Genomic DNA, 18,357 nt, shown 5'->3' with positions numbered 1-18,357 from the left:
CCGTCTCTAATCCCAAGCGGATTGCCCTCACGTGGGGATATTGCTCTACTGCGTTGGAGGGAACTTATTATGTGACTAATGGACATGGAATGTCTTATATCCACTTTTGTGTGTATAATACACGTAGTTGGGCTGACCACTTTGGGAAGGGAGGTGGCTCATGGAAGAAGACGAGTCCAAGGGCTCCTCCGGCCTAGTTTTCGCTGCTCTGGCACTAGTCGGGGTGGTGGCTGTGGGCGTGCCCGTGGTGGGTGTCGCCGGCCTCGCGCTGGTGTCGGACATGCAGGCATCGGCAGGCGGCTGCACCCCTTCCACGGTCGTCTCCGGTGAGGACTCCGAGGACGCGGTGATCAACGTCCCTAACGGCTGGGGACCGCTGGTGGAGGAGGCGGCCAAGACGGCGGGGCTGCCGGTGAGTGTGGCGGCTGCCCAGCTCAAGCAGGAATCCAACTGGGACCCCCGCGCCGGCAGCTCCGCCGGGGCGCAGGGTATCGCACAGTTCATGCCCGACACCTGGGCCGCCTACGGCCAGGGCGGGGACGTCACTGATCCCGAGGACGCAATTCCTGCCTATGGGCGCTACATGGCAGCGCTGCGCAATGAGGTGAAGCCCTTGGCTGGTGATGACGCTGACCAGTTGGTGCGCCTGACCTTGGCTGCTTACAACGCCGGGCCTGGAGCGGTGCAGCAGCACAAGGGTGTGCCGCCGTTCGCGGAGACGGAGCGGTACGTGGAGACGATCATCTCCGGTGGTCAGATCGAGTTCTCGCCCGGATGTGAGGCCCCCACCGGGGGCAAGGCATGGGACGGGGACCTGGGGGATGGGGAGTGGACCGCACCGCTGCCCGGGGGGAAGTTCACCTCCGGCTACGGGCGGCGCAACGTGCCGGGGGTGCCCGCGTGGGCGCAGAACCACATGGGCCTGGACTTCGCCACCCCCGGTGCTGGCTCCGGTGCCGGCGGACCGGTGATCGCCCCGACTGATCTGCGGATCACCGGGTTCAACGCTGCGGACGGGTGCGTGATCGCCAAGGAGGACGGGGACGACCCGGATTTCGGGTTCGCCTTCTGCCACCTGAACTCCTGGGGCGTGCAGAAGGGTCAAAAGCTCACCCGCGGTGACGTGATCGGTGTGGAGGGCAACCGGGGACAGTTCGGCATGTCCACCCACCTGCACTTCGAGATCTACCGGCCTGGCGCCCCCGACGTGGTCTTCCCCTATCAGGGCTTCAACATCGACCCCGAGCCGATCCTGCGAGAGAAAGGAGCGTGGCCCCAATGAGCCGCCGCCCCCACCTGATCACTGCCCTGGCCCTGTGCGCCCTGCCCCTGGTGGCGTGCTCGACCAGCCCGGCCCAGGAGACGTCCGCCCCGTCCAGTGCGGCGGCCTCGGCCAGCTCGTCTCCTGCCGCCTGGCCTACGTCGAGCAGCTTCCCCACCCCGGAGGTGCCCGGGGATGGGACGTTCCCGCGTGTTCAAGACGTGGACCGCACCGATGTGGACTCCACCGCCCGAGCGGCTGCGCTCCTGCTGCACTCCTGGGATACGGCCAGCGACCGCACCGAGACGGCGGCCGCGATCCGCACCAAGCCGCTCATGTCGGACGAGTGGGCAGCGCAGCAGGTCGAGCCTGAGCGCAACTCCTCCCAGGGGGCGTGGCTCGGCCCGGCCGAGCACGGGGCCTACAGCCGGGCTCAGGCGGTGCCGGCGATCGGGGACGTGACCCGCGACGTCGCTGACGATAAGGCAGTGCGGGCGTACAAGGTGACCTGGCGGTGGGCCAGCCGCGACGGGGAACCTGCCGAGGGCACCGGCACCCGGCACGTGACGATCTACCTGGAGCGCCACTCCGGGGCCTGGGAGGTCGTGGGCCACCAGTCCCACGACCTGCCCGCCGGGGAGGTCGCCTCGTGAGCCCGGCCGTGCACTCCTGGCCGGTGATCACCCTGGCCTTCGGGGCGGAGCAGATCGTGGCCGATGCCAACGGGGAAGTGCTGACCTATCCGGTGCTTGATGCCGCCACCGCGCACGAGGTGGCCGCTGATGCAGCCGCCGAGGCGTGCCGGCGGCTGGGGTTGAAGGCATGCCGGGTGCAGGGTCACACCGAGGACGGGTCCGTGTTCGAGATGGTCGTGGATGCCGAGCTGGGCACCCTGGAGGAGTACGAGCCCCCGACTGGCCCCGGGCCGACCACCAGTAGCGGCAGACGGCAGGGTGGGAGCAGCGCCAGCACACGCAAAGCGGGTGCCCGGTCTGGGAGCCAGCGTCGTCGTGCCCTGGCGATCTGGGGCAGCGTCGGGATTCTGGGATTGATGGCCGGGGCCTCGGTGGCGATGAACCTGACCGACGATGACCGGGAGCCGGTCGCGGTGGTGCACACCCCGCCCCCAGCGCAGCTGCCGGTGCCGGCCCCGGCCGGATGGGACACCTACGGCGCCTGGGCCACACCCATGTCCGGGTCCCAGGTCAAGGCGGTCCTGGACTGGGAAGGCCGCCCGGTCAGTGTCGAGGGCAGCAAGCTCATTGGCCACGATCCGACCACGGGTGTGGAGCAGTGGAGCCGTAGCGCACCGTTCACCGTGACCCAGCTGGCGGTGTTCACCGCGGACGGGCAGACCCGTTTGGCGGCCGCCACGGGCAAGGAGCTGGTGCTGTTCACGCCCGACTCCTCGGCCCCGATCCGGGTCGAGGTCCCACAGGAGGCCACCGTGGTCCTGGACGGGGGCACCGGGCCCCGACTGGACCTGCCCACCAAGAGATCCCTGCTGGTGAGAGCGGACGGGTCCACCGTCTCGCGGGTGGTGCCGGCGGCCGCTAAGCCTTTGGAGGCCCAGGGGGAGGACCTGATCGCCGCCGACGCCAAGGCCGGGAAGGTGTGGCGGGTCGGCACCGACTCGGCCGCCCTGCCTAAGCCGGCGACCTTGCCGGCCCCGGCTAAGGGTGCGGAGCTGACCGCTGTGCTCGGCAGCGTGGAGGGCCGGGTGGTGGCGGCGTGGAAGGACGGGAAGCAGACGATCGTCGGGTTCTACGAAGTCCATGAGGCCACCGATGCGACTGCGGTGAAGCAGATCGCGGTGCGCGAACTCGACGGCACCCAGATCACCACCTCCACGGTGCAGGCCGATCGGGTCCACGGGCTGCTGCTGGCCTCGGCGGTGTTGGTCGATGTGGAAGCCACCGCTGTCCACCGCCTCGATGGCCAAGCCAAGCTGGCCGCCGGCTACGCCTGGGTCACTGACAACGGCAAGCAGCTCCAGGTCACCCGTGACGGGGCGACCGAGGCGACCACCAGGGCTGACCAGGCGGCGGTGCCCGACGTCATCACGGACAACGGCATGGCCCTGACACGGGTGGACGGGTCCACCGATGGCTCCCTCTACGCCCTTGTCAAGACCGGTCCCACCCCCACAGCCAGCCCCACTGCCAGCACTTCATCGACTGCGAGCCCTACCCCCACTGCCAAGGAGACCCCCTGATGAGAATGACCGCCACGATCGACTCCACCGGTGCTGTGGAGCTGGACACCGCCGGGCAGATCACCCGTGAGAATCACTCCACCGTGGGCGATGCCCGGCGGGCAGTGATGGCTACGGCAAAGACCCTGGCGGAACAGACCAGCCAGGACATGCAGCTGCACATCGAAGACCCCTCCGGGTCCCGCACCTTCCTGGTCGGCGCTGATGGAACGTCCCGGCAGGAAAGTGTGGCTCCGGCGCCGGCCACCGTCGAGTCCTCGGCCCCGGTGGAGCCGGACGAGTCCGCTGAGCCCGCGTCGGTGCCTGCCGTGGAATCGGTGGTGTCGGCCCCGGTGGAGCCGGTGTCTGCTGCCGAGCTTGAGCCGGTAGAGCCGGCGTCGGGGGAGACCGTCCCGGCGGCGGCTGCGGCGGAGGAGCAGGCCCCCGCTGCACCGGCTGCGGCCGGTGCCACGGCACCGAATCCGTTCCTCGGCGGCCGCCCGTCCACCGCCCGGGCGGTGGCGGAGTCCGAGACGACTGGTAGCCGGCGGGAGTCGTTGCCCTCCTTCGTGGACCGCCCCGAGGTGGACGCCCCGGCCCAGCACGGCTGGCGTGGGACGCTGAACCAGTTGGGCCTGAGCCTGGCGCCCTCGGCCGCGGAGCTGAGCCAGCGTCAGGACGAGGCGTCCGTCTCCGCCCACTGGGCGGGCCCGCGCACGATCGCGGTCCTGAACCCCAAGGGCGGGGCCGGCAAGACCCCCACGGTGATCTGCCTGGCCGCCGTGTTCGCCCGCCTGTCCGGTGGCGGGGTGCTGGCCTGGGACAACAACAACTCCCTGGGCTCACTCGGCTGGCGCACCTTCGACGCCGGCCATGAGGCGACCGTGGTGGACCTGCTGGGACGCACCGAGCACTTCATGACCTCCGATGCCCGGGCCGGTGACCTGCTGGGCTACGTCCACCACCAGCCCGCGGACCGCTACGACGTGCTGCGCTCCGATGACCGCTCCGGGGACCAGGAGCGGCACATGGTCACCGGGGACGAGGTGGACCGGTTGCACGCGGTGGCCGCGAAGTATTACCGGGCGATCGTGATGGATTCGGGCAACACCGAACGCGGGGCGAACTGGCAGGCGATGATCGGCCACGCCGATCAGGTGGTGATCCCGGTAAAGTCCGTCGATGACGCCGCCGAGGGTGCCTCCCGGGTGCTGGCCGCCCTGCACGCCGGAGACACCCACGCCCAGGACCTCGCCCGCAACGCGGTGGTGGTGGTGCTGTGCTGCGAGCCCAGCCACCAGAAGACCAAGGCCAAGGAACTGGCCAAGGAATTCGCCCCCTACGCCCGTGCCGTGGCCACGATCCCCTATGACCGGGCGCTGGTGGAGGGCCGGGTGCGGTTCTCCGCGATGACCCCGGCCACCCGCCGGGCCTGGCTGCGCGCCGGGGCAGCAGTGCGGGAGGGACTGTGATCGTGGACAGTCCCCGCAACCCCTTCGTCGCCGCCCCCGAGGTGATCGAGGAGGAGGACCCGATGGAGGAGGACCCGATCCTCGGGTCCCGAGACTCCATCCGCGGCCCGCAGAACCTCCAGCAGGCCCTGGCCGAGGAACCAGTGCCCAAGGAGGAGCCGGCGGCCCCGGTGGAGGTCACCCCGGCCACGCTGTGGCTCGTCGGTGCCTCCGGCGGGGTGGGCACCTCCACGCTGGCCGGGCTGTGCTCCGAGGCGATCGTGGACGCGGCCGTGCAGGAACCGGAATGGGCGGGACGTGCGCTGCTGGTGTGCTCCACCAGCGCGTCCTCCCTGGAAGCGGCCGCCCAGCTGGCGCGCAAGTCCGCCACCGGGCAGCTGCCCTATGAGCTGGTCGGTCTGGTCATCGTCCACGACCGGCCCAAGAACCGGATCACCAAACCCACCCTGTCCTTCGCCCGCAGTGTGGCGCGCATGTTCCCGGTGGCCATGACGGTCCCCTATGAGTCGTCGTGGCGCGAGGTCGGCGTCACCCCCAGCCCTTCCAGCACCCGGCTGAAAACCGTGCTGCGGAAGATCGAAAAAATCGCCCACACCGGGCACTGAGAAAGGAACCCCCCAATGTTCGTCAACACCCTCAACGCCCTGATGATCCCGGCCATCAACGCGACTCCCACCCAGCCCCCGGGGATGGAGAACGTGACCATGATCCTGGGCTGGATCCTTTGGGCCGCCGGCCTGGTGCTGTTCGTCTACTTCATCTTCGGACTCGTCACGGCCGGGCGGAACCGCCGCCGCGGTGATGAGGTCGAGGCCCCGGTGTGGCCGCTGGTCGCCGCCGCCCTGCTCGGGGCGGCCGGGGCGATCTGGAACATGATCACCGGCGGCTGAGCCGCCCCCGATCCTCAACCGGCACAATAACGACAGGGAGAACCCCCCGATGGCCACGAACGACAACGACACAACCCGGACCCGCCCCCGCTGGTTCGGCCCGGCCCTGATCGCCCTGGTCCTGCTGCTGGTCGCGGTGGCCGGGGTGACCATCCGCAACCTCACTACCCCCGATGAGGTGCAGGCCCCCGAGGCCCCCGCTGCCTCGACCGCCCCCACCCAGGGGGAAGCCGAGGCGGCTGCCCCCGCCTCCGGGGAGGACTTCGCCTGGGACTGCCAGGCGCAGCTGAGCACCGACACCTCCTCGGTGGCCGATGAGGCCCCCGAGGTCCTGGACTGGGTGGCCGCCGGCTACAGCGTGGTGCCCTCCTCCCCGGAGTTCGGCGGCTGCGAACGACGTGACTCGGGGCTGCGAGTCGGCTTCGCTCACTCCGAGGCCGGGGCGCTGATGGCTGCGGCGACCTACGCGATGGCCTTAGACCCTTCGCTGAGCGAGGAGGCCGCGGAGGACGTGGAGGTAGCAATGGTGGAAGGTCCCAACCGCGACCAGATCGAGGAAAAAGCTCAGCGCATCCGCGACGGACTGGAGCAGGGCGACGACGGGACCACAACGGCCTCGTCCACGTTGCTCGGCTACTCCCAGCTCAACTACACCGATGAGGTCGCCTCCTACCAGCTGGTCTATTCCTTCCCCTCGGGCAACGGCTTGGAGCAGAAAGCCCTCGCTCAGGCTGACCTGGTGTGGGAGGACGGGGACTGGAAGCTGGACCCGGCCTCGGGCACGAAGATGATGACGGCCGACCTCCACCAGGGCCAGCCCTACATCGAGTGGGGGCCCAAGGTCTAATGGGACTGCTCGGAGACCTCGCCAGCGGTATCGCCGGGGACACGGTGGAGAAGCTGATCCTGTTCATGGCCGGGTGGCTGGTCGAGATCTTCACCACCATGCTCGATTTCGTGGGCACCTGGTGGCTGAATATCGGCGCACCGGCAATGGGCGCCGGATCGGCCACCGAGCGGGTGCAGACTGCCACCACGACCTTCGTCGGCGTCGCCGGCATCATCGGCACCGCCTTCGCTGTCATCAAGATCGCTCGGGACCACAACCGGGAGTCGGCGGAGAACCTGGTGATGGGTCTGATCCGCACCGTGGTGGTGTCCGGGTTGGCGGTGTCGATGGTGGCACTGTCGCTGGCGGTTACCGATGAGGTGGCCCCGTGGCTGGTGGATACGATCGCCGGCAACGCGGCCCGGGACGGGCTGGGACAGTCGATGGACCTGGACGCCGTGACCGGGTCCAAGATGGCGTTGACCACCGCTGGAATCCTGATCGTGTTGGCTCCCTTCGCCATCCTCGGGGCGATCCTCAACGCGGCCCTGGTGATCTTCTCCTACGGGGTGGCCGGAGCCTTGTGCGGGCTGCTGCCGATCTTCGCTGCGGCCTCGACCACGGAGCGGGGACGCAAGGCGTTCGACAAAGCGGTGGGTTGGCTGATTTCGGTGATCCTGTTCAAGCCGGTCGCGGCCGTGCTCTACGGTTTCGGGCTGGCGCTGATGAACGGGATCAGGGGTACCGGTGACGGTGAGGTGGCCAACCATGTGATCACCCTGCTCACCGGCACCGTGATCATCTTCTCCGCTTGCCTGTCGATGCCCGCACTGGCCCGCGTGATGGTCCCGGCCGTCAGCGCTGGTCCGCGCGGCATGGGTGCTGGTGGGCTGGCGATGCTCGGTGGTGCCGTGGCCATCGGCGCACTCACCGCAGGTGTCGGCACCGCCGCCGCCGGGGCAGCCGCCGCGGGTGCCGGAGCTGCCGGGGCCGGTGGTGCTGCCGGGGCCGGTGCCGGAGCTGCTGGTGGTGCTGCCGGTGCTGGAGCGGCCGGTGGCGCTGCTGGAGTTGCTGGCGCTGGAGCGGCCGGTGGCGCTGCTGGTGCTGGAGCGGCCGGAGGCGCTGCGGGTGCTGGAGCCGGTGGCGCTGGAGCTGCCGGGGCCGGTGCCTCGGGCGCTGGCGCCGGTTCGGGTGCCTCGGGCGCTGGCGCCGGTTCGGGTGCCTCGGGTGCTGGGGGCGGTGCCTCCAATACGACCGGGGCGCCGGGATCGGCTGTTGCTGGCGCGCCTGGTGGTGGGTCTTCCTCAGCCGGTGGGCCGGCCGGTGCCGAGAACGTGGAGAGCACCGCAACCGGTGCAGCTCCTACCTCCGCACCAGGAACCACGACCAGTGGGGCCTCGGGCGCGGAGAACGTGCAGACCCCGAGCACGGGTGCCGCCCCCAGCAGTGCCGCCGGCACCGGCGGGGCCTCGGGTGCTGAGAACGTGCAGAGCTCGAGCCCGTCCCCGGCAACGGCCGGTGGGGCATCCGAGGCGGCGGGGCCGACCGGTGCCGAGCCGGTGGCTCCGACCAATGGTGCCGAGCCGACTGGACACCCGGCCGGGGAAGGGTCCTCGGCCACAGGCGCCAAGAAACCGTTGGTCAACGGCCAACGGATCGAATTCGGGCTACGGGAAGTCGTCCGGGACGCTGAGCAATCCATCGAAAGTGGTGAGGATCTGTGAGTAGCAACCAGGTGATCGTGCGGCAGTACGGCAACATCGCCGAGGACAAGACGGCCGGGCTGTTGGGGTTCTCGATGGCCTCCACCGTGGTCCTCGGTGTCGGATCGGTGCTGGTGTTCCTGTTCATCATGGCCTCCCAGATCTGGGTGGCCGCCGGCATCGCCGTGGCTGCGTTCATCATGGCCACCGTGCTCGGCTCCAAGGACCGCAACGGCCGCTCCAAGCCCGAACGCTGGATCGCCCGGAGCATGTTCGCCCAGGCGGAGAAGCGCAACCGCACCACCTACAAAGCCGGTCCGACCTCGCAGATCCCGGACGGGTCCTTCCGCGCCCCGGGCGTGCTGGCGGCGACCGAGCCGGTGTCCTTCACCGACCTGTTCGGGCACCGCGGGGTGATGCTGTGGCACCCGAAGTTGAAGACCGGCACGGTGTTCGTCATCGCCAACTCCTCCGGGCTGGGGCTGCTGGACCAGGACCGGGTGGACCGGATGGTGGGCACCTGGGCGGCGTTCCAGCGTGACGCCGGGTCGAACACCGAGCTGGTGCAGGTCTCGGTCACCACCCAGTCCACGACCGATCCGGGGGAGCGGCTGCCCGATGCGGTGGCCGTGGGCCGGGCTCAGGCGGGGTCCCAGTCGGTGCCGGCCTTCGCCCGGGCGACGATGGACGAGGTGGTGGCCAACCTCAACCAGGACGTGCCCAAGCTGGAGCAGTGGATCGCGCTCACGTTCAGCGCCCGAGCTAACGCGGGTGAGGGCGTGCCCGAGCGCACCGCCGAGGAGTTGGCCACGGACGTGTCCTCGCTGCTCAGTGGGTTCTTGGAGCAGCTGGAGCAGGCCGGGGCGGGGTCGGTGTCGCTGATGCAGGAACACGACCTGATCGACCAGACCTATGTCGCCTACAACCCCCTGGCGGCGGCCGCCGTCGAGAAGGCCCGGCTGTCGGAGGCCGGCACCGGGCTGCGGTGGGAGGAGGTCGGCCCCTCGGCGGCCCGGGTGGTGGGTTCTCCGGGCCGGTATGAGCACGGTGGGGTGGTGTCGAAGTCGTGGCAGATGTGGCGCCCGCCGGCCGGCACCTTCCGGGAGAACGCCCTGGTGGCCCTCCTGGCCCCGAACGCGGAGATGCTGCAGAAGCGGGTGACGGTGTTCTACCGGCCGCAGTCCCCGGACAAGTCGGCCACCCAGGTGCAGCAGTCGTTGACGAACGCGCAGTTCGCGGCGAACCAGAAGAACCGCCGGCCCACCAGCTCCCAGCTCATCGCCCTGGAGAAGGCGCGGAAGGCCGAGCGTGAGCAGGCCGAGGGTGCGTCTCTGGTGCGGTTCTCGATCGTGGTCACCGCCACCGTGGAGCGTCCCGAGCAATTGCCGCGGGTGGCGGCCACGTTGCGGCGCAACGCTTCCCAGGGGGTGCAGCTGGGGTTGCGGGAGTGCGACTACAACGACGATGCGGCGTTCGCGTTCAACCTCGGTTTAGGTGTGGTGCCCGATGCCGTGGCCACGATTCCGGCTGATGTGCGAAAGGCGCTGTGATGTCTGTTTTCGACCAGCTCACCGATGCGGTCCTCAACAAGGTCTTCGGCCGGTCCACTGCGGCCGGCACCGGGCAGTTGCGGGAGCTCACGGAGAAAGGCATGGACGTGCCCCACGGCGGGATGAATTCCTGGGTGGAGGCACCCCCGGAGTTCACCGCGACCTCCAATCAGACGGCCGGGCTGTGGCCCTTTGCCGTGGGGACCTCCTCCCCGTTGGTGGGGGCGGTGCTGGGGCGCAACCAGCTCAATGGTTCGGTGGTGTGCGGGGACCCGATCAACCTGTTTTTGCGGGGCATCATTTCCTCCCCCTCCTGTTTCATCCTCGGGCTCCAGGCCCGAGGGAAGTCCTCGGTGGCCGTGCGCATGGCCCTGGCCCTGGTGGACCAGGGGTTCCTGTTCGTCGGGGCCAGTGATGTGAAGCCGGACCTGGCCGGGCTCACCGTCGAGGTGGGCGGTCAGGTCATCCGGGTGGCTCCTGGTGTGGGGTCGATCAATCCCTTGGATGCCGGGCCGTTGTGGCGCCGGCTGGGTGAGCTGCCTGAGGCGTTGCAGCGGCAGATGCGGGCGGAGATTCACAGCCGCCGCCTCAATGCGCTGACCGGGCTGCTGGAGCTGGTGTTCAAGGCACCGTTGGATGCTCGGCAGCAGGAGCCCACGGTGCTGTCGATGGCGATCACCGAGGCCGCCGAGCACGCCGAGGCCCAGGGCCGGCAGCCGATCATCCAAGACGTGGTGGACGTGATCACCGCGGCCCGCCCGGCGATTATGGCCGCGATCCTGGTCGATGACGAGACCTCCTATCGGGGGCAGGTGCGCAACCTGCTGGCCGGCCTCAACGCTCTGGGGGCGCACGGGCCGTTCGGGGACGTGTTCTGCCGGCAGACCTCCGAGGAAATGGAGATTGATCAGTCAGTGGACTTCGATCTGTCGGCCATTGATGAGACGTTGTTGGACCTGCGGGCGGCGGTGCAGATCGTGTGCTGGTCCTACGCCCAAGCCGGGATCTCCGCAGCCAAGACCCTGGCCGAGGCCGGGCTGATGGAAGAACGCCACCACCTGATGATCATGGACGAGCTCTGGCAGGCCCTGCGCGCCTCCGAGCTGCTGGTCCACCAGATCGACGGCATCACCCGGCTCAACCGCACCAAGGGGTTGGGTCAGCTGTTGATCACCCACTCCATGAAAGACCTCCAGCTGAGCACCGAGGAGCTGACCAAGATCGCCACCGGGTTCATGGAGCGCTCCTCCATGAAGGTCCTCGGCGGACTCGCCCAGAACGAGATGGGGATGCTGGAGACCGTGTTCCCGCTCTCCGAGCAGGAGAAGGCGCTGCTGGTGGCCTGGTCGGCCGAGGGCTCGGTGAACCCCAAGACCGGGCGCACCTCGCCCCCGCCTGGCCGAGGCCGGTTCATGCTCAAAACCGGGGAGGCCCCCGGGGTGCCGTTCCAGACAAACCTCACCGCCGGGGAGCTACGGGTGCACGACACCAACGCCGCCTGGGCGGTCGCACAAGCCCGGGTGAACGCATGAACAACGACCAGAACAAGAGCTTTATCGGCGTGCTGATCCTGTTCACCGCCGTGATGGGTGCGGTCGGCCTGGTCCACCTCGGAGACGTGCTGACCCCGGTGGCCGGGGATCTGCCGTGGAACCCGTTCACCTTGGGCATCCAGCTGGCGACCGGGGTGGTGGACTGGCCGGTGGCCGCCACCTTCCTCGTGGGCCTGGAGGTGGTGGTCGGTGTGGCCGCACTGATGATCTGGGGCACCCGCACCCCGTCCAAGACGCAGGAGGCCGCCCGGCGGATGAGTCCCCCGGGGCGGATCAACCCGGCGATGGCTGCGGCGCGCACCACGGAGGCTCACCGGCTGCACCCCGAGGCCAAGAACATCGGCCCGGGGCTGACCATCGGGCTGGTGGGCAAGAACCCGGTCTATCAGGGCTGGCGAGAGTGCTCCGCGCACGTGTGGGGCACCGGGCGCGGCAAGACCACCTCCCAGGTCATCCGACACGCCACCGAGGCGCCGGGGGCATTCGTGATGACCTCGAACAAGGTCGACGGGGTGGCCGAGGTCCTGGCCGCCCGCACCACTACGGGAAGCACCGTGTGGCTGTTCGACCCCCAGCGCATCTGGCGCGACAGCTCTCGCCCGGCCATGATTTTCAATCTCCTGGCCACCGTCACCGATACGGTCTCCGCCGGGGAAGTCGCCTCGATCTTCCAGACGGCCTCCGCCGCCGGGTCGGCCGGCGGCAAGGGTGATCCGCAGTTCGACTCCCAGGGCCGCGACTACCTCTCCTGGTGCCTGCTGGCCGCGGCCAAGAGCGGCAAGACGCTGGCGGACGTGCTGCGCTGGGTGTCCTCGGCCGCGTTCATGGAACCGGCCCAGCTGTTGAAACAGGCCGGGCACACCGGCCCGGCCGCGGCGTTGGAGGGCATGGGGGATCAGCCCGAGGACACTCGTGGGTCGGTGGCTGCCAGTGCCCAGCGCATGTCCTCGGCGCTGGTCCATGACGAGCTGCTGGCCTGGACCACTCCCACCCCGGGGGTGCCGGTGTTCGATCCGCACCGCTTCGCCACCAGCAAGGACACCCTGATCCTGCTCACCCAAGACGCTGCCGGTTCCGGGGCGGCGTTCGTCTCCACGCTGGTCTACGCGGTGGTCACCGCCGCCCAGCACGCCGCCCGCCGTGCTGGGGGCCGGCTGCCGGTGCCCCTGGTGGCCGACCTCGATGAGGTCGGCAACGTGGTGAAACTCAAGCAGCTGCCCGAGTGGTACTCCTACTTCGGTTCCATGGGCATTGTGGTCTCCGCCTACTTCCAGACCAAGGGCCAGGGCGTGGACATGCTCGCCCGCACCGGGTGGGACACGCTGTGGTCGGCGGCCGCGGTGAAGGTCTACGGCGGCGGCTCCGATGACGCGGAGTTCCTGGAGTCGCTGCGCAAGCTCATCGGCACCTATGACGCGAAGGTGCGCAGCACCTCCACCTCCCGGGGGGTCGCCTCCCGGTCAGTGCAGACTCAGCAGCGCGACATCATGCCGGTCTCGAAGCTTTCGGAGTTGCCGGCTGGGCACGCCTGGGTGAAGACCTCCACCGGGGGCGGCACGATCGTGCGCACCGTGCGGTGGTTCGAGGACAAGGACCTGAAAGCCCGCATCACCCCAGTGCTGGAGCGGATCACGGAAGGACAGCGCTCATGAGCGAACAGCAAGCAGAGACCGGCGAGCAGTTCACCCCGGAGGAGTTCGTGGAGTGGGTGGAGCAGTTGGTGGCACGGGTGGAGTCCGTGGACATGAACCAGGCCATGCGCTGGTGCCCGCAGTGGTGGGCCCACACGGAAGCCGTGGACCGATTCAAGTCACTCTATGAGGAGTGGATGGTGTGTCAGGCCGGTGGTGGCATGTCGGCTTGGTGGACCAATCACTTCGACCGCCACGCTGCCGTGCTGTTCACCAAACGCGGTCCCTTCGGGGAGTGCGGGACCTCCCACGTCGAGAAAAGCTTCCGCCGCACGCTGGCCTGTGAGCATCCTCCTGCCGACTGGTCGTGGTGACCACATAGACCTGGGGCAGGTCGCCGTCCCTTCCCAGTAGGCGCCCTGCTCCCCTCCAGGGGACAGGCACTCGTGCGCTGTCCCACAGTGGCCGGGGTCCCTCCTTCCCAGGGGTCCCGGCCACTGGCATTCCCGAACAAGGGCTGCCGCACATTTCCTCGGCCCTGGCGGGCCTCCTAAATGATTGCCCTCAGTGGGTGTGGTTGCTTAGAGGCTGCGGCCACCGTCGCGGCGAATGCGGTCAGCCGCATGGCGCGTTGCCGCGGCGTTCTCCTCCTGCCGGCGGGACTTCTGCTCGACACGATTAGCGGCCTTGAAGCGCTTGATGACCTCGGCTTGGCTGCGCTCCAGGTCAGTTTTCATGGGCTTCCTGGCGGCGTCGTTCTGGGCGTTCTCGGACACGGTGGGCTCCTTCTGCTGAGTAGCCGGCGTGGGGGTCGCCGGCTCGTGGGGGGCAGCTGCATCGGTGGTCGGGGTGGCCTGTTGGGTCTGGGCCCGGTGCTGGGCCACTACGTGGGCGATCAGCTCCTCCCTGGTCAGCAGCCGCCGGGTCTCCTCGGCTACCGGGGCCTTGGCGGCTTCGGTGACCGCGGCCTCCCGGGCCTGCGGTGCCGGCAACGGATCGGCGGCCTGTCCACGAGTGGCGCGCAGCGTCTCTGCGGCCTCCTGCGCCGGGGCCGGGGTGGTGCGCACCCGCTCGGCCACGTGTGCCTCATCGACGGCCTGCCGGATCTGCTCCGGGGTCTGCGGGGCGGCGGTGGTGAGGGCGGAGTGCTTGTGCAGCGCGGTGGCGCGAGCCACCAGCGCGGCCGCCACCGGGTCCTGTTGGTGGGCCTGGGGGATCAGCGCGGTCTCGTGGGCGGGAATGTTGTAGCGGTTGCGGTACGCCTCGACCTCAGCGGCGACCTGGTGCCATTCGGCCGCCTTGGTCGGCTTGGCCGGCACCGGGCCCAGGGCCGAAGTCCACTCGGGGCGGTTCTCGGCCAGTTCGGCACCGCGCACCATGACGCGCTCCTCCATGCGGGTGCGCAGCCGCTCCAGCTGCTCCCGGTATTGCACCGGCACCTGGGCGTCGGTGATCAGCGGGGTGGGGGCCAGGTCCTCGCTCACCCGTCGCCCGTCCGCCACCGGGGCCGGTGGCAGGGTCTTGGCGGCCACGGCCCGCACCTGCTGCTCGGCGGCGATCGCCTCCCCGATCGACACGTCCGTGTCGGTGCGGGTGCGCTCTCCGCGGGCGATCTGCTCGACCGCCGCCTGTTCCGGGGACAGACCTGCCCGGCGCTCTAGTTCGGCGCCCATCGTGCGGGCTGCCCAGTCCAGGTGCAGTGATGTGGTGGAGTCCCACAGCTCGGGAGGCAGCGCCAGGTTCTCGGCCTCCGCGCTGGCCTTCGCCTCGGCCAGCTGGGCGGAGGGCATCCAGGCATAGGGGTGTGATGCCCATTGTGGGTCCTCGACCTGGGGCGAATTCTGGGCGGCCGTGGTGCGCTCAGCCAGCCGCTCCAGGTGCTCGTCGGTGAGGTTGCCCAGGGGCCGGCGGTCGGTGTTGTCGAGGACTCGCTGGGCGGCCTCGATCTGCTGCTTCAGCCGCCACGCGAGCACCGCGGCCGGGTCCTCCGCCCCGCCAAAGCCGCGCTGGTTCACCGCCCGCGACAACAGTTCGGCCGGGTCCATGCCGGCCTGCTGGGTAGCACGCAGGTGGGTGGCCACCGCGTCCCACGCCTCGGTCTCGGTGAAGTCCGCGGCCTTGTCCGCGCCCATGGCGTCCACGGCCATCGCACGGGTCTTGGCCGTCCACGCCGCGTCGGCGGTCTCGCGGTAGACCTCGCCCAGGGTGGCGACGTCACCGTTGCGCATGGCCTCGGCGGCCACCGTCTCGTGGGCCGAGAGGTTCCGGTCGTAGGCGCCGGCGATGCTCTCCAGCACCTCGTCCCGGGACTGTCCCTCGCTCAGGGCGACATAGAGCTGGTTGCTCTCCCGTCCTCGGGTGGCGGCCACATAGGCGGCGGCCCGGTCGGTGGATGCATCCACGATGGCGTGGGCGGTGTCCACGGTCGCGCCCTGGGCGCGGTGCACCGTCGCCGCGTAACCCAGCTGGCCGTGCTGGGCCAGGTAGTCGGCGTCCAGGGTGATCTTGCCGCCGTGGCCGGTGTGGCACAGCGTGGCGGTGTCCGCCCCAACCTTCTCCACGGTCCACACGTCGTTGTTCTTCACGAAGTCTTTGCCGCCGTTGAGCTGCAAGGTCCGGTCATTGCGTCGGGTCACCACCACGTCCCCGGTGTGGGCTGTCAGCCCGTCGCGCAGCACCACAGAATCCCCGGACGCATCGAGCTGCCCGGTGGCGATCCGGGCGGCCTGAGCCCGTGCGTTGAGGTCGGTCACGGTGGTGTTGTCGGTGGCGATCAGCAGGGACCGCTTGCCCGCTTGGGTGTCGGTGATCCACGCGCGCAGTGCGGTGTCGGTCATGGCCTCGGTGTCCCCGGCGACCACCCGGCGGTTCTCCAGATACCAGGCCCACGGGACGTCCGCCCCGGCCGCGGGCGGCTCACGCAGTGCCAAAGACGCGGCCGCCTCACCGTGCGCGCGGAAGCGGTGCACGGCCTCCAGGCGGGTCGCTCCCACCTCATTGTCCAGCAGCCGCAGCGCCCCACCGGAACCGATGGCGCCCAACTGGCGGTCATCCCCGATGGCGCGCACCACGGCCCCGTGCCGGGCCGCCACGCTCACGAGCTCGGCCAGCTTGGGCGTGGTGACCATGCCCACCTCATCGAGGATCACCACGTCCCCGGCGTGTAGCTGGGCCGCCCCGGTGCGCCCGGTGCGGTGAGCGATCAGGAAGGCGTCAATCGTGGTCGCCTGCGCTCCAATGTCCTCCGACATGACGGCAGCGGCAGCAGCCGTGGGAGCCAAGCCGACGACGTTTCCGCCGGTCGCACGGACAGCATCAGCGACCAGGGAGAGGCTAGTGGTCTTGCCGGCACCGGCCGGGCCGATGCCCAAACTCAGCAGCTTCTCGTCAGTGGCGAAGGCCCGGGCCAGGGCCACCTGGCCCTCACTGAGTGGGCCGGTGTGGGCGGCCAGCACCTCGTCAAAGGTCTGAGTAGAGACGGCGGGGATGACGGTGCGCTGGGCGGCGGCGAGCACCTGGTGCTCCGTCTCCAGGACCTCACGGGATGTGAACACGGCGGCGTCGGAGCGCACGAACTGGCTCGTGCCATCGGCCCGGGTGAACTCCGCCAGGCGCGGCACATCAGCGGTCGGAGTGACCGACAAACTGTGCGTGCTGGTGGCTTCCCGGACCACCGCGGCTACCAGCTCATCGGGCACCGTGCGCCCGATCATGGCCTCTTTCAAGTGCCGGCGGGTCTGGGCGTGGACGTGATTCACACTCCAAGTGGCCCGCTTCTGCGACAGCTCGTGGACGACCAGGCGGGCGTGCTCGAAGACGTCGATCTGCGCCGTGTCCGGGCCGGTCGGCAGGCCGGTGGCGGCCGCACGCACGTGGGCCAACAAGTCCTCCCCGACCGGCATCTTGACCTGCTGCCCGTACTCTTTGCCCCACTCATCGACCAGCTCGGACAGGCGCCGGGCGGACTTCTTCGCCGGTCGCGACTCCAGGGTGGCTTGCTGGGCCAGGGCGATCTTCTGCTTGGCGTTGGGGGCGTAGCCGTGGCGGTCGGTGAACTGCGCGTGCAGCCGTTCCAAGGTCCCGGCAATGTCGGCCCGGCGGGAGGAGGCGTGGTGGATCGCGTCCAGGTCCACCCCGGCAATCTCATAGATCGGTTCGTTCCCACCAGCCATGCGCGGCGTAGTGGCGACCCCCAGGGAAGCGGTGACTTTCTCCATCACCTTGGCGTTGTAGGTCTCCGAGGCGGCCACGTTCATGCGGTACAGGGTGCGCCCGTCCAGGGAGGACCACTTGCCGTCCGCGCCCTTGACCTTGTTGGCGATCACCACGTGATCGTGCAGCTGCGGGTCCCCGGTCCGGGAGTCGTAGTGTCGGAACTGGGTGGCTACCAACCCGCCCTCGACGTCGATCTGCCGCACGCCGTTGCGGCCGCGCCGGGTGTACGTACCCTCCTGCTCCAGGAAGCTCAGTGTCTCCGCGATGGCCTCGTTGTGCGCTGCCTCAACGGCCTTGCGGGCCTCGTCCCCGCCCAGAGCCCAGAGCAGGGAGACGGACTTCGCCGGGGAGAACACCAGGTCATAACCGGCCACGGTCTGCTGCTTCGGGGTGGTCTGAGCCGTGATGAACCGGCCCAGCTCCTCCTTGTTCCGCACGTCACGGCCGTGTGTTTCGCGGAACAGTTGGCCACCGACACGGCCGCGAATGGCTTGGCGTTCCTCGCGGGTCGGGGCCGCCCCAGTGGTGCGTTCGTGCCGGGCGATCTCCTCATCCAGGCGCCGGGTCAGCTCCGTGTCAGCACTGGCATAGCGGTGGTACTTCTGCCCCAGGGCCACGTCGGCCTCGGTGCCGCCGGCGGCCAGGATACGGTCCGCATCCGGGCGGATGCCCTCCCCAAAAAGGGCCGCCATCTGCGCCTCGGTGACCTCCCCGGAGACCCCCAGCAGGGCCTCGGAGTGGGCCACCCACTGCCCCGGAGGCATCCCCTCCACGGTGTAGTAGTCACCCAGCTCCCGGCCCTCAGCGCGCAGCTCATCAGCGGAGGCGACCTCGGACGTGTAGTAGGCATAACCGTCCCCAGCGCTGAGCTTGTGGACGGTCATCACAGAAGCAATCTATCGCGTTTTCATCCTCATTTATCAATGATGCATGAGGTGTGACGGTCTGGCAGGGCGTGAAGGACCGATGCGAGCTTGCGAGTCATCGGGTCGGAGCGACCCAGGCTGTCCGTCACGAAAGTGACGCGGTTGTACCCACGAGACCTGGAGTGTGGGCAGG

Annotated in this window: 13 protein-coding genes; 12 read left to right on the top strand and 1 reads right to left on the bottom strand. The window is 69.4% G+C overall.

Translation table 11 applies throughout. From position 1 onward, the window contains the following. Nucleotides 1–232: 232 nt before the first annotated feature. The 12 genes from RF640_RS14445 to RF640_RS14390 are packed head-to-tail and all read left to right on the top strand — an operon-like array spanning nucleotide 233 to nucleotide 13,457. Nucleotides 233–1,282 carry a transglycosylase SLT domain-containing protein gene (locus RF640_RS14445; RefSeq protein WP_368828239.1) on the top strand — a complete coding sequence of 350 codons (1,050 nt, stop codon included), beginning with the start codon at nucleotides 233–235 and terminating at the stop codon, nucleotides 1,280–1,282. Continuing rightward, entirely contained in the window at nucleotides 1,279–1,914 is a 636-nt protein-coding gene (locus tag RF640_RS14440) for a hypothetical protein (RefSeq protein ID WP_368828238.1), read from the top strand. The genes RF640_RS14445 and RF640_RS14440 overlap by 4 nt, the downstream gene beginning before the upstream one ends. Beyond that, entirely contained in the window at nucleotides 1,911–3,476 is a 1,566-nt protein-coding gene (locus RF640_RS14435) for a hypothetical protein (protein ID WP_368828237.1), read from the top strand. The genes RF640_RS14440 and RF640_RS14435 overlap by 4 nt, the downstream gene beginning before the upstream one ends. Beyond that, nucleotides 3,476–4,927 carry an AAA family ATPase gene (locus RF640_RS14430; protein WP_368828236.1) on the top strand — a complete coding sequence of 484 codons (1,452 nt, stop codon included), beginning with the start codon at nucleotides 3,476–3,478 and terminating at the stop codon, nucleotides 4,925–4,927. Before RF640_RS14435 ends, RF640_RS14430 begins: the two co-directional genes overlap by 1 nt. Before the next feature lie 2 nt (nucleotides 4,928–4,929). Then, nucleotides 4,930–5,532, top strand: coding sequence for a DUF6668 family protein (locus RF640_RS14425; RefSeq protein WP_368828235.1), 603 nt, complete (start codon nucleotides 4,930–4,932; stop codon nucleotides 5,530–5,532). Nucleotides 5,533–5,547: 15 nt separating this feature from the next. Then, on the top strand, nucleotides 5,548–5,817 hold the full coding sequence (locus RF640_RS14420; protein ID WP_075872775.1) for a hypothetical protein: 270 nt from the start codon (nucleotides 5,548–5,550) through the stop codon (nucleotides 5,815–5,817). Between the two features lie 49 nt (nucleotides 5,818–5,866). Further along, nucleotides 5,867–6,664, top strand: coding sequence for a hypothetical protein (locus RF640_RS14415; RefSeq protein WP_368828234.1), 798 nt, complete (start codon nucleotides 5,867–5,869; stop codon nucleotides 6,662–6,664). Continuing rightward, nucleotides 6,664–8,370, top strand: coding sequence for a hypothetical protein (locus tag RF640_RS14410; RefSeq protein WP_368828233.1), 1,707 nt, complete (start codon nucleotides 6,664–6,666; stop codon nucleotides 8,368–8,370). The genes RF640_RS14415 and RF640_RS14410 overlap by 1 nt, the downstream gene beginning before the upstream one ends. Further along, entirely contained in the window at nucleotides 8,367–9,899 is a 1,533-nt protein-coding gene (locus tag RF640_RS14405) for an SCO6880 family protein (protein WP_368828232.1), read from the top strand. The genes RF640_RS14410 and RF640_RS14405 overlap by 4 nt, the downstream gene beginning before the upstream one ends. Further along, nucleotides 9,899–11,431 carry a hypothetical protein gene (locus RF640_RS14400; RefSeq protein WP_368828231.1) on the top strand — a complete coding sequence of 511 codons (1,533 nt, stop codon included), beginning with the start codon at nucleotides 9,899–9,901 and terminating at the stop codon, nucleotides 11,429–11,431. The genes RF640_RS14405 and RF640_RS14400 overlap by 1 nt, the downstream gene beginning before the upstream one ends. Then, the gene (locus RF640_RS14395) at nucleotides 11,428–13,104 is read left to right on the top strand and encodes a type IV secretory system conjugative DNA transfer family protein (RefSeq protein ID WP_368828230.1); all 1,677 of its coding nucleotides are present in this window, start codon (nucleotides 11,428–11,430) and stop codon (nucleotides 13,102–13,104) included. The genes RF640_RS14400 and RF640_RS14395 overlap by 4 nt, the downstream gene beginning before the upstream one ends. Further along, a complete protein-coding gene (locus tag RF640_RS14390) occupies nucleotides 13,101–13,457 on the top strand; it encodes a DUF4913 domain-containing protein (protein WP_176338328.1) in 357 nt (118 codons plus the stop codon). Before RF640_RS14395 ends, RF640_RS14390 begins: the two co-directional genes overlap by 4 nt. Nucleotides 13,458–13,664: 207 nt before the next feature. On the opposite strand, the gene mobF is transcribed toward RF640_RS14390, so the two are convergent. Further along, a complete protein-coding gene (gene mobF, locus RF640_RS14385) occupies nucleotides 13,665–18,182 on the bottom strand; it encodes a MobF family relaxase (RefSeq protein WP_368828313.1) in 4,518 nt (1,505 codons plus the stop codon). Nucleotides 18,183–18,357 lie beyond the last annotated feature (175 nt).

It is taken from the genome of Kocuria sp. CPCC 205231 (assembly GCF_040980965.1).
Classification (GTDB): domain Bacteria; phylum Actinomycetota; class Actinomycetes; order Actinomycetales; family Micrococcaceae; genus Kocuria; species Kocuria rosea.
Note: the sequence above shows the minus strand (reverse complement) of the source record. Positions and strands in the feature narration are given on the sequence as shown.

What these genes read in the sequence shown, in the direction of transcription:
- RF640_RS14395 (WP_368828230.1), top strand. Translation starts at nt 11,428, where the DNA reads ATGAACAACGACCAGAACAAGAGCTTTATCGGCGTGCTGATCCTGTTC.
- RF640_RS14420 (WP_075872775.1), top strand. Translation starts at nt 5,548, where the DNA reads ATGTTCGTCAACACCCTCAACGCCCTGATGATCCCGGCCATCAACGCG.
- RF640_RS14440 (WP_368828238.1), top strand. Translation starts at nt 1,279, where the DNA reads ATGAGCCGCCGCCCCCACCTGATCACTGCCCTGGCCCTGTGCGCCCTG.
- RF640_RS14430 (WP_368828236.1), top strand. Translation starts at nt 3,476, where the DNA reads ATGAGAATGACCGCCACGATCGACTCCACCGGTGCTGTGGAGCTGGAC.
- RF640_RS14400 (WP_368828231.1), top strand. Translation starts at nt 9,899, where the DNA reads ATGTCTGTTTTCGACCAGCTCACCGATGCGGTCCTCAACAAGGTCTTC.
- mobF (WP_368828313.1), bottom strand. Translation starts at nt 18,182, where the DNA reads ATGACCGTCCACAAGCTCAGCGCTGGGGACGGTTATGCCTACTACACG.
- RF640_RS14415 (WP_368828234.1), top strand. Translation starts at nt 5,867, where the DNA reads ATGGCCACGAACGACAACGACACAACCCGGACCCGCCCCCGCTGGTTC.
- RF640_RS14410 (WP_368828233.1), top strand. Translation starts at nt 6,664, where the DNA reads ATGGGACTGCTCGGAGACCTCGCCAGCGGTATCGCCGGGGACACGGTG.
- RF640_RS14390 (WP_176338328.1), top strand. Translation starts at nt 13,101, where the DNA reads ATGAGCGAACAGCAAGCAGAGACCGGCGAGCAGTTCACCCCGGAGGAG.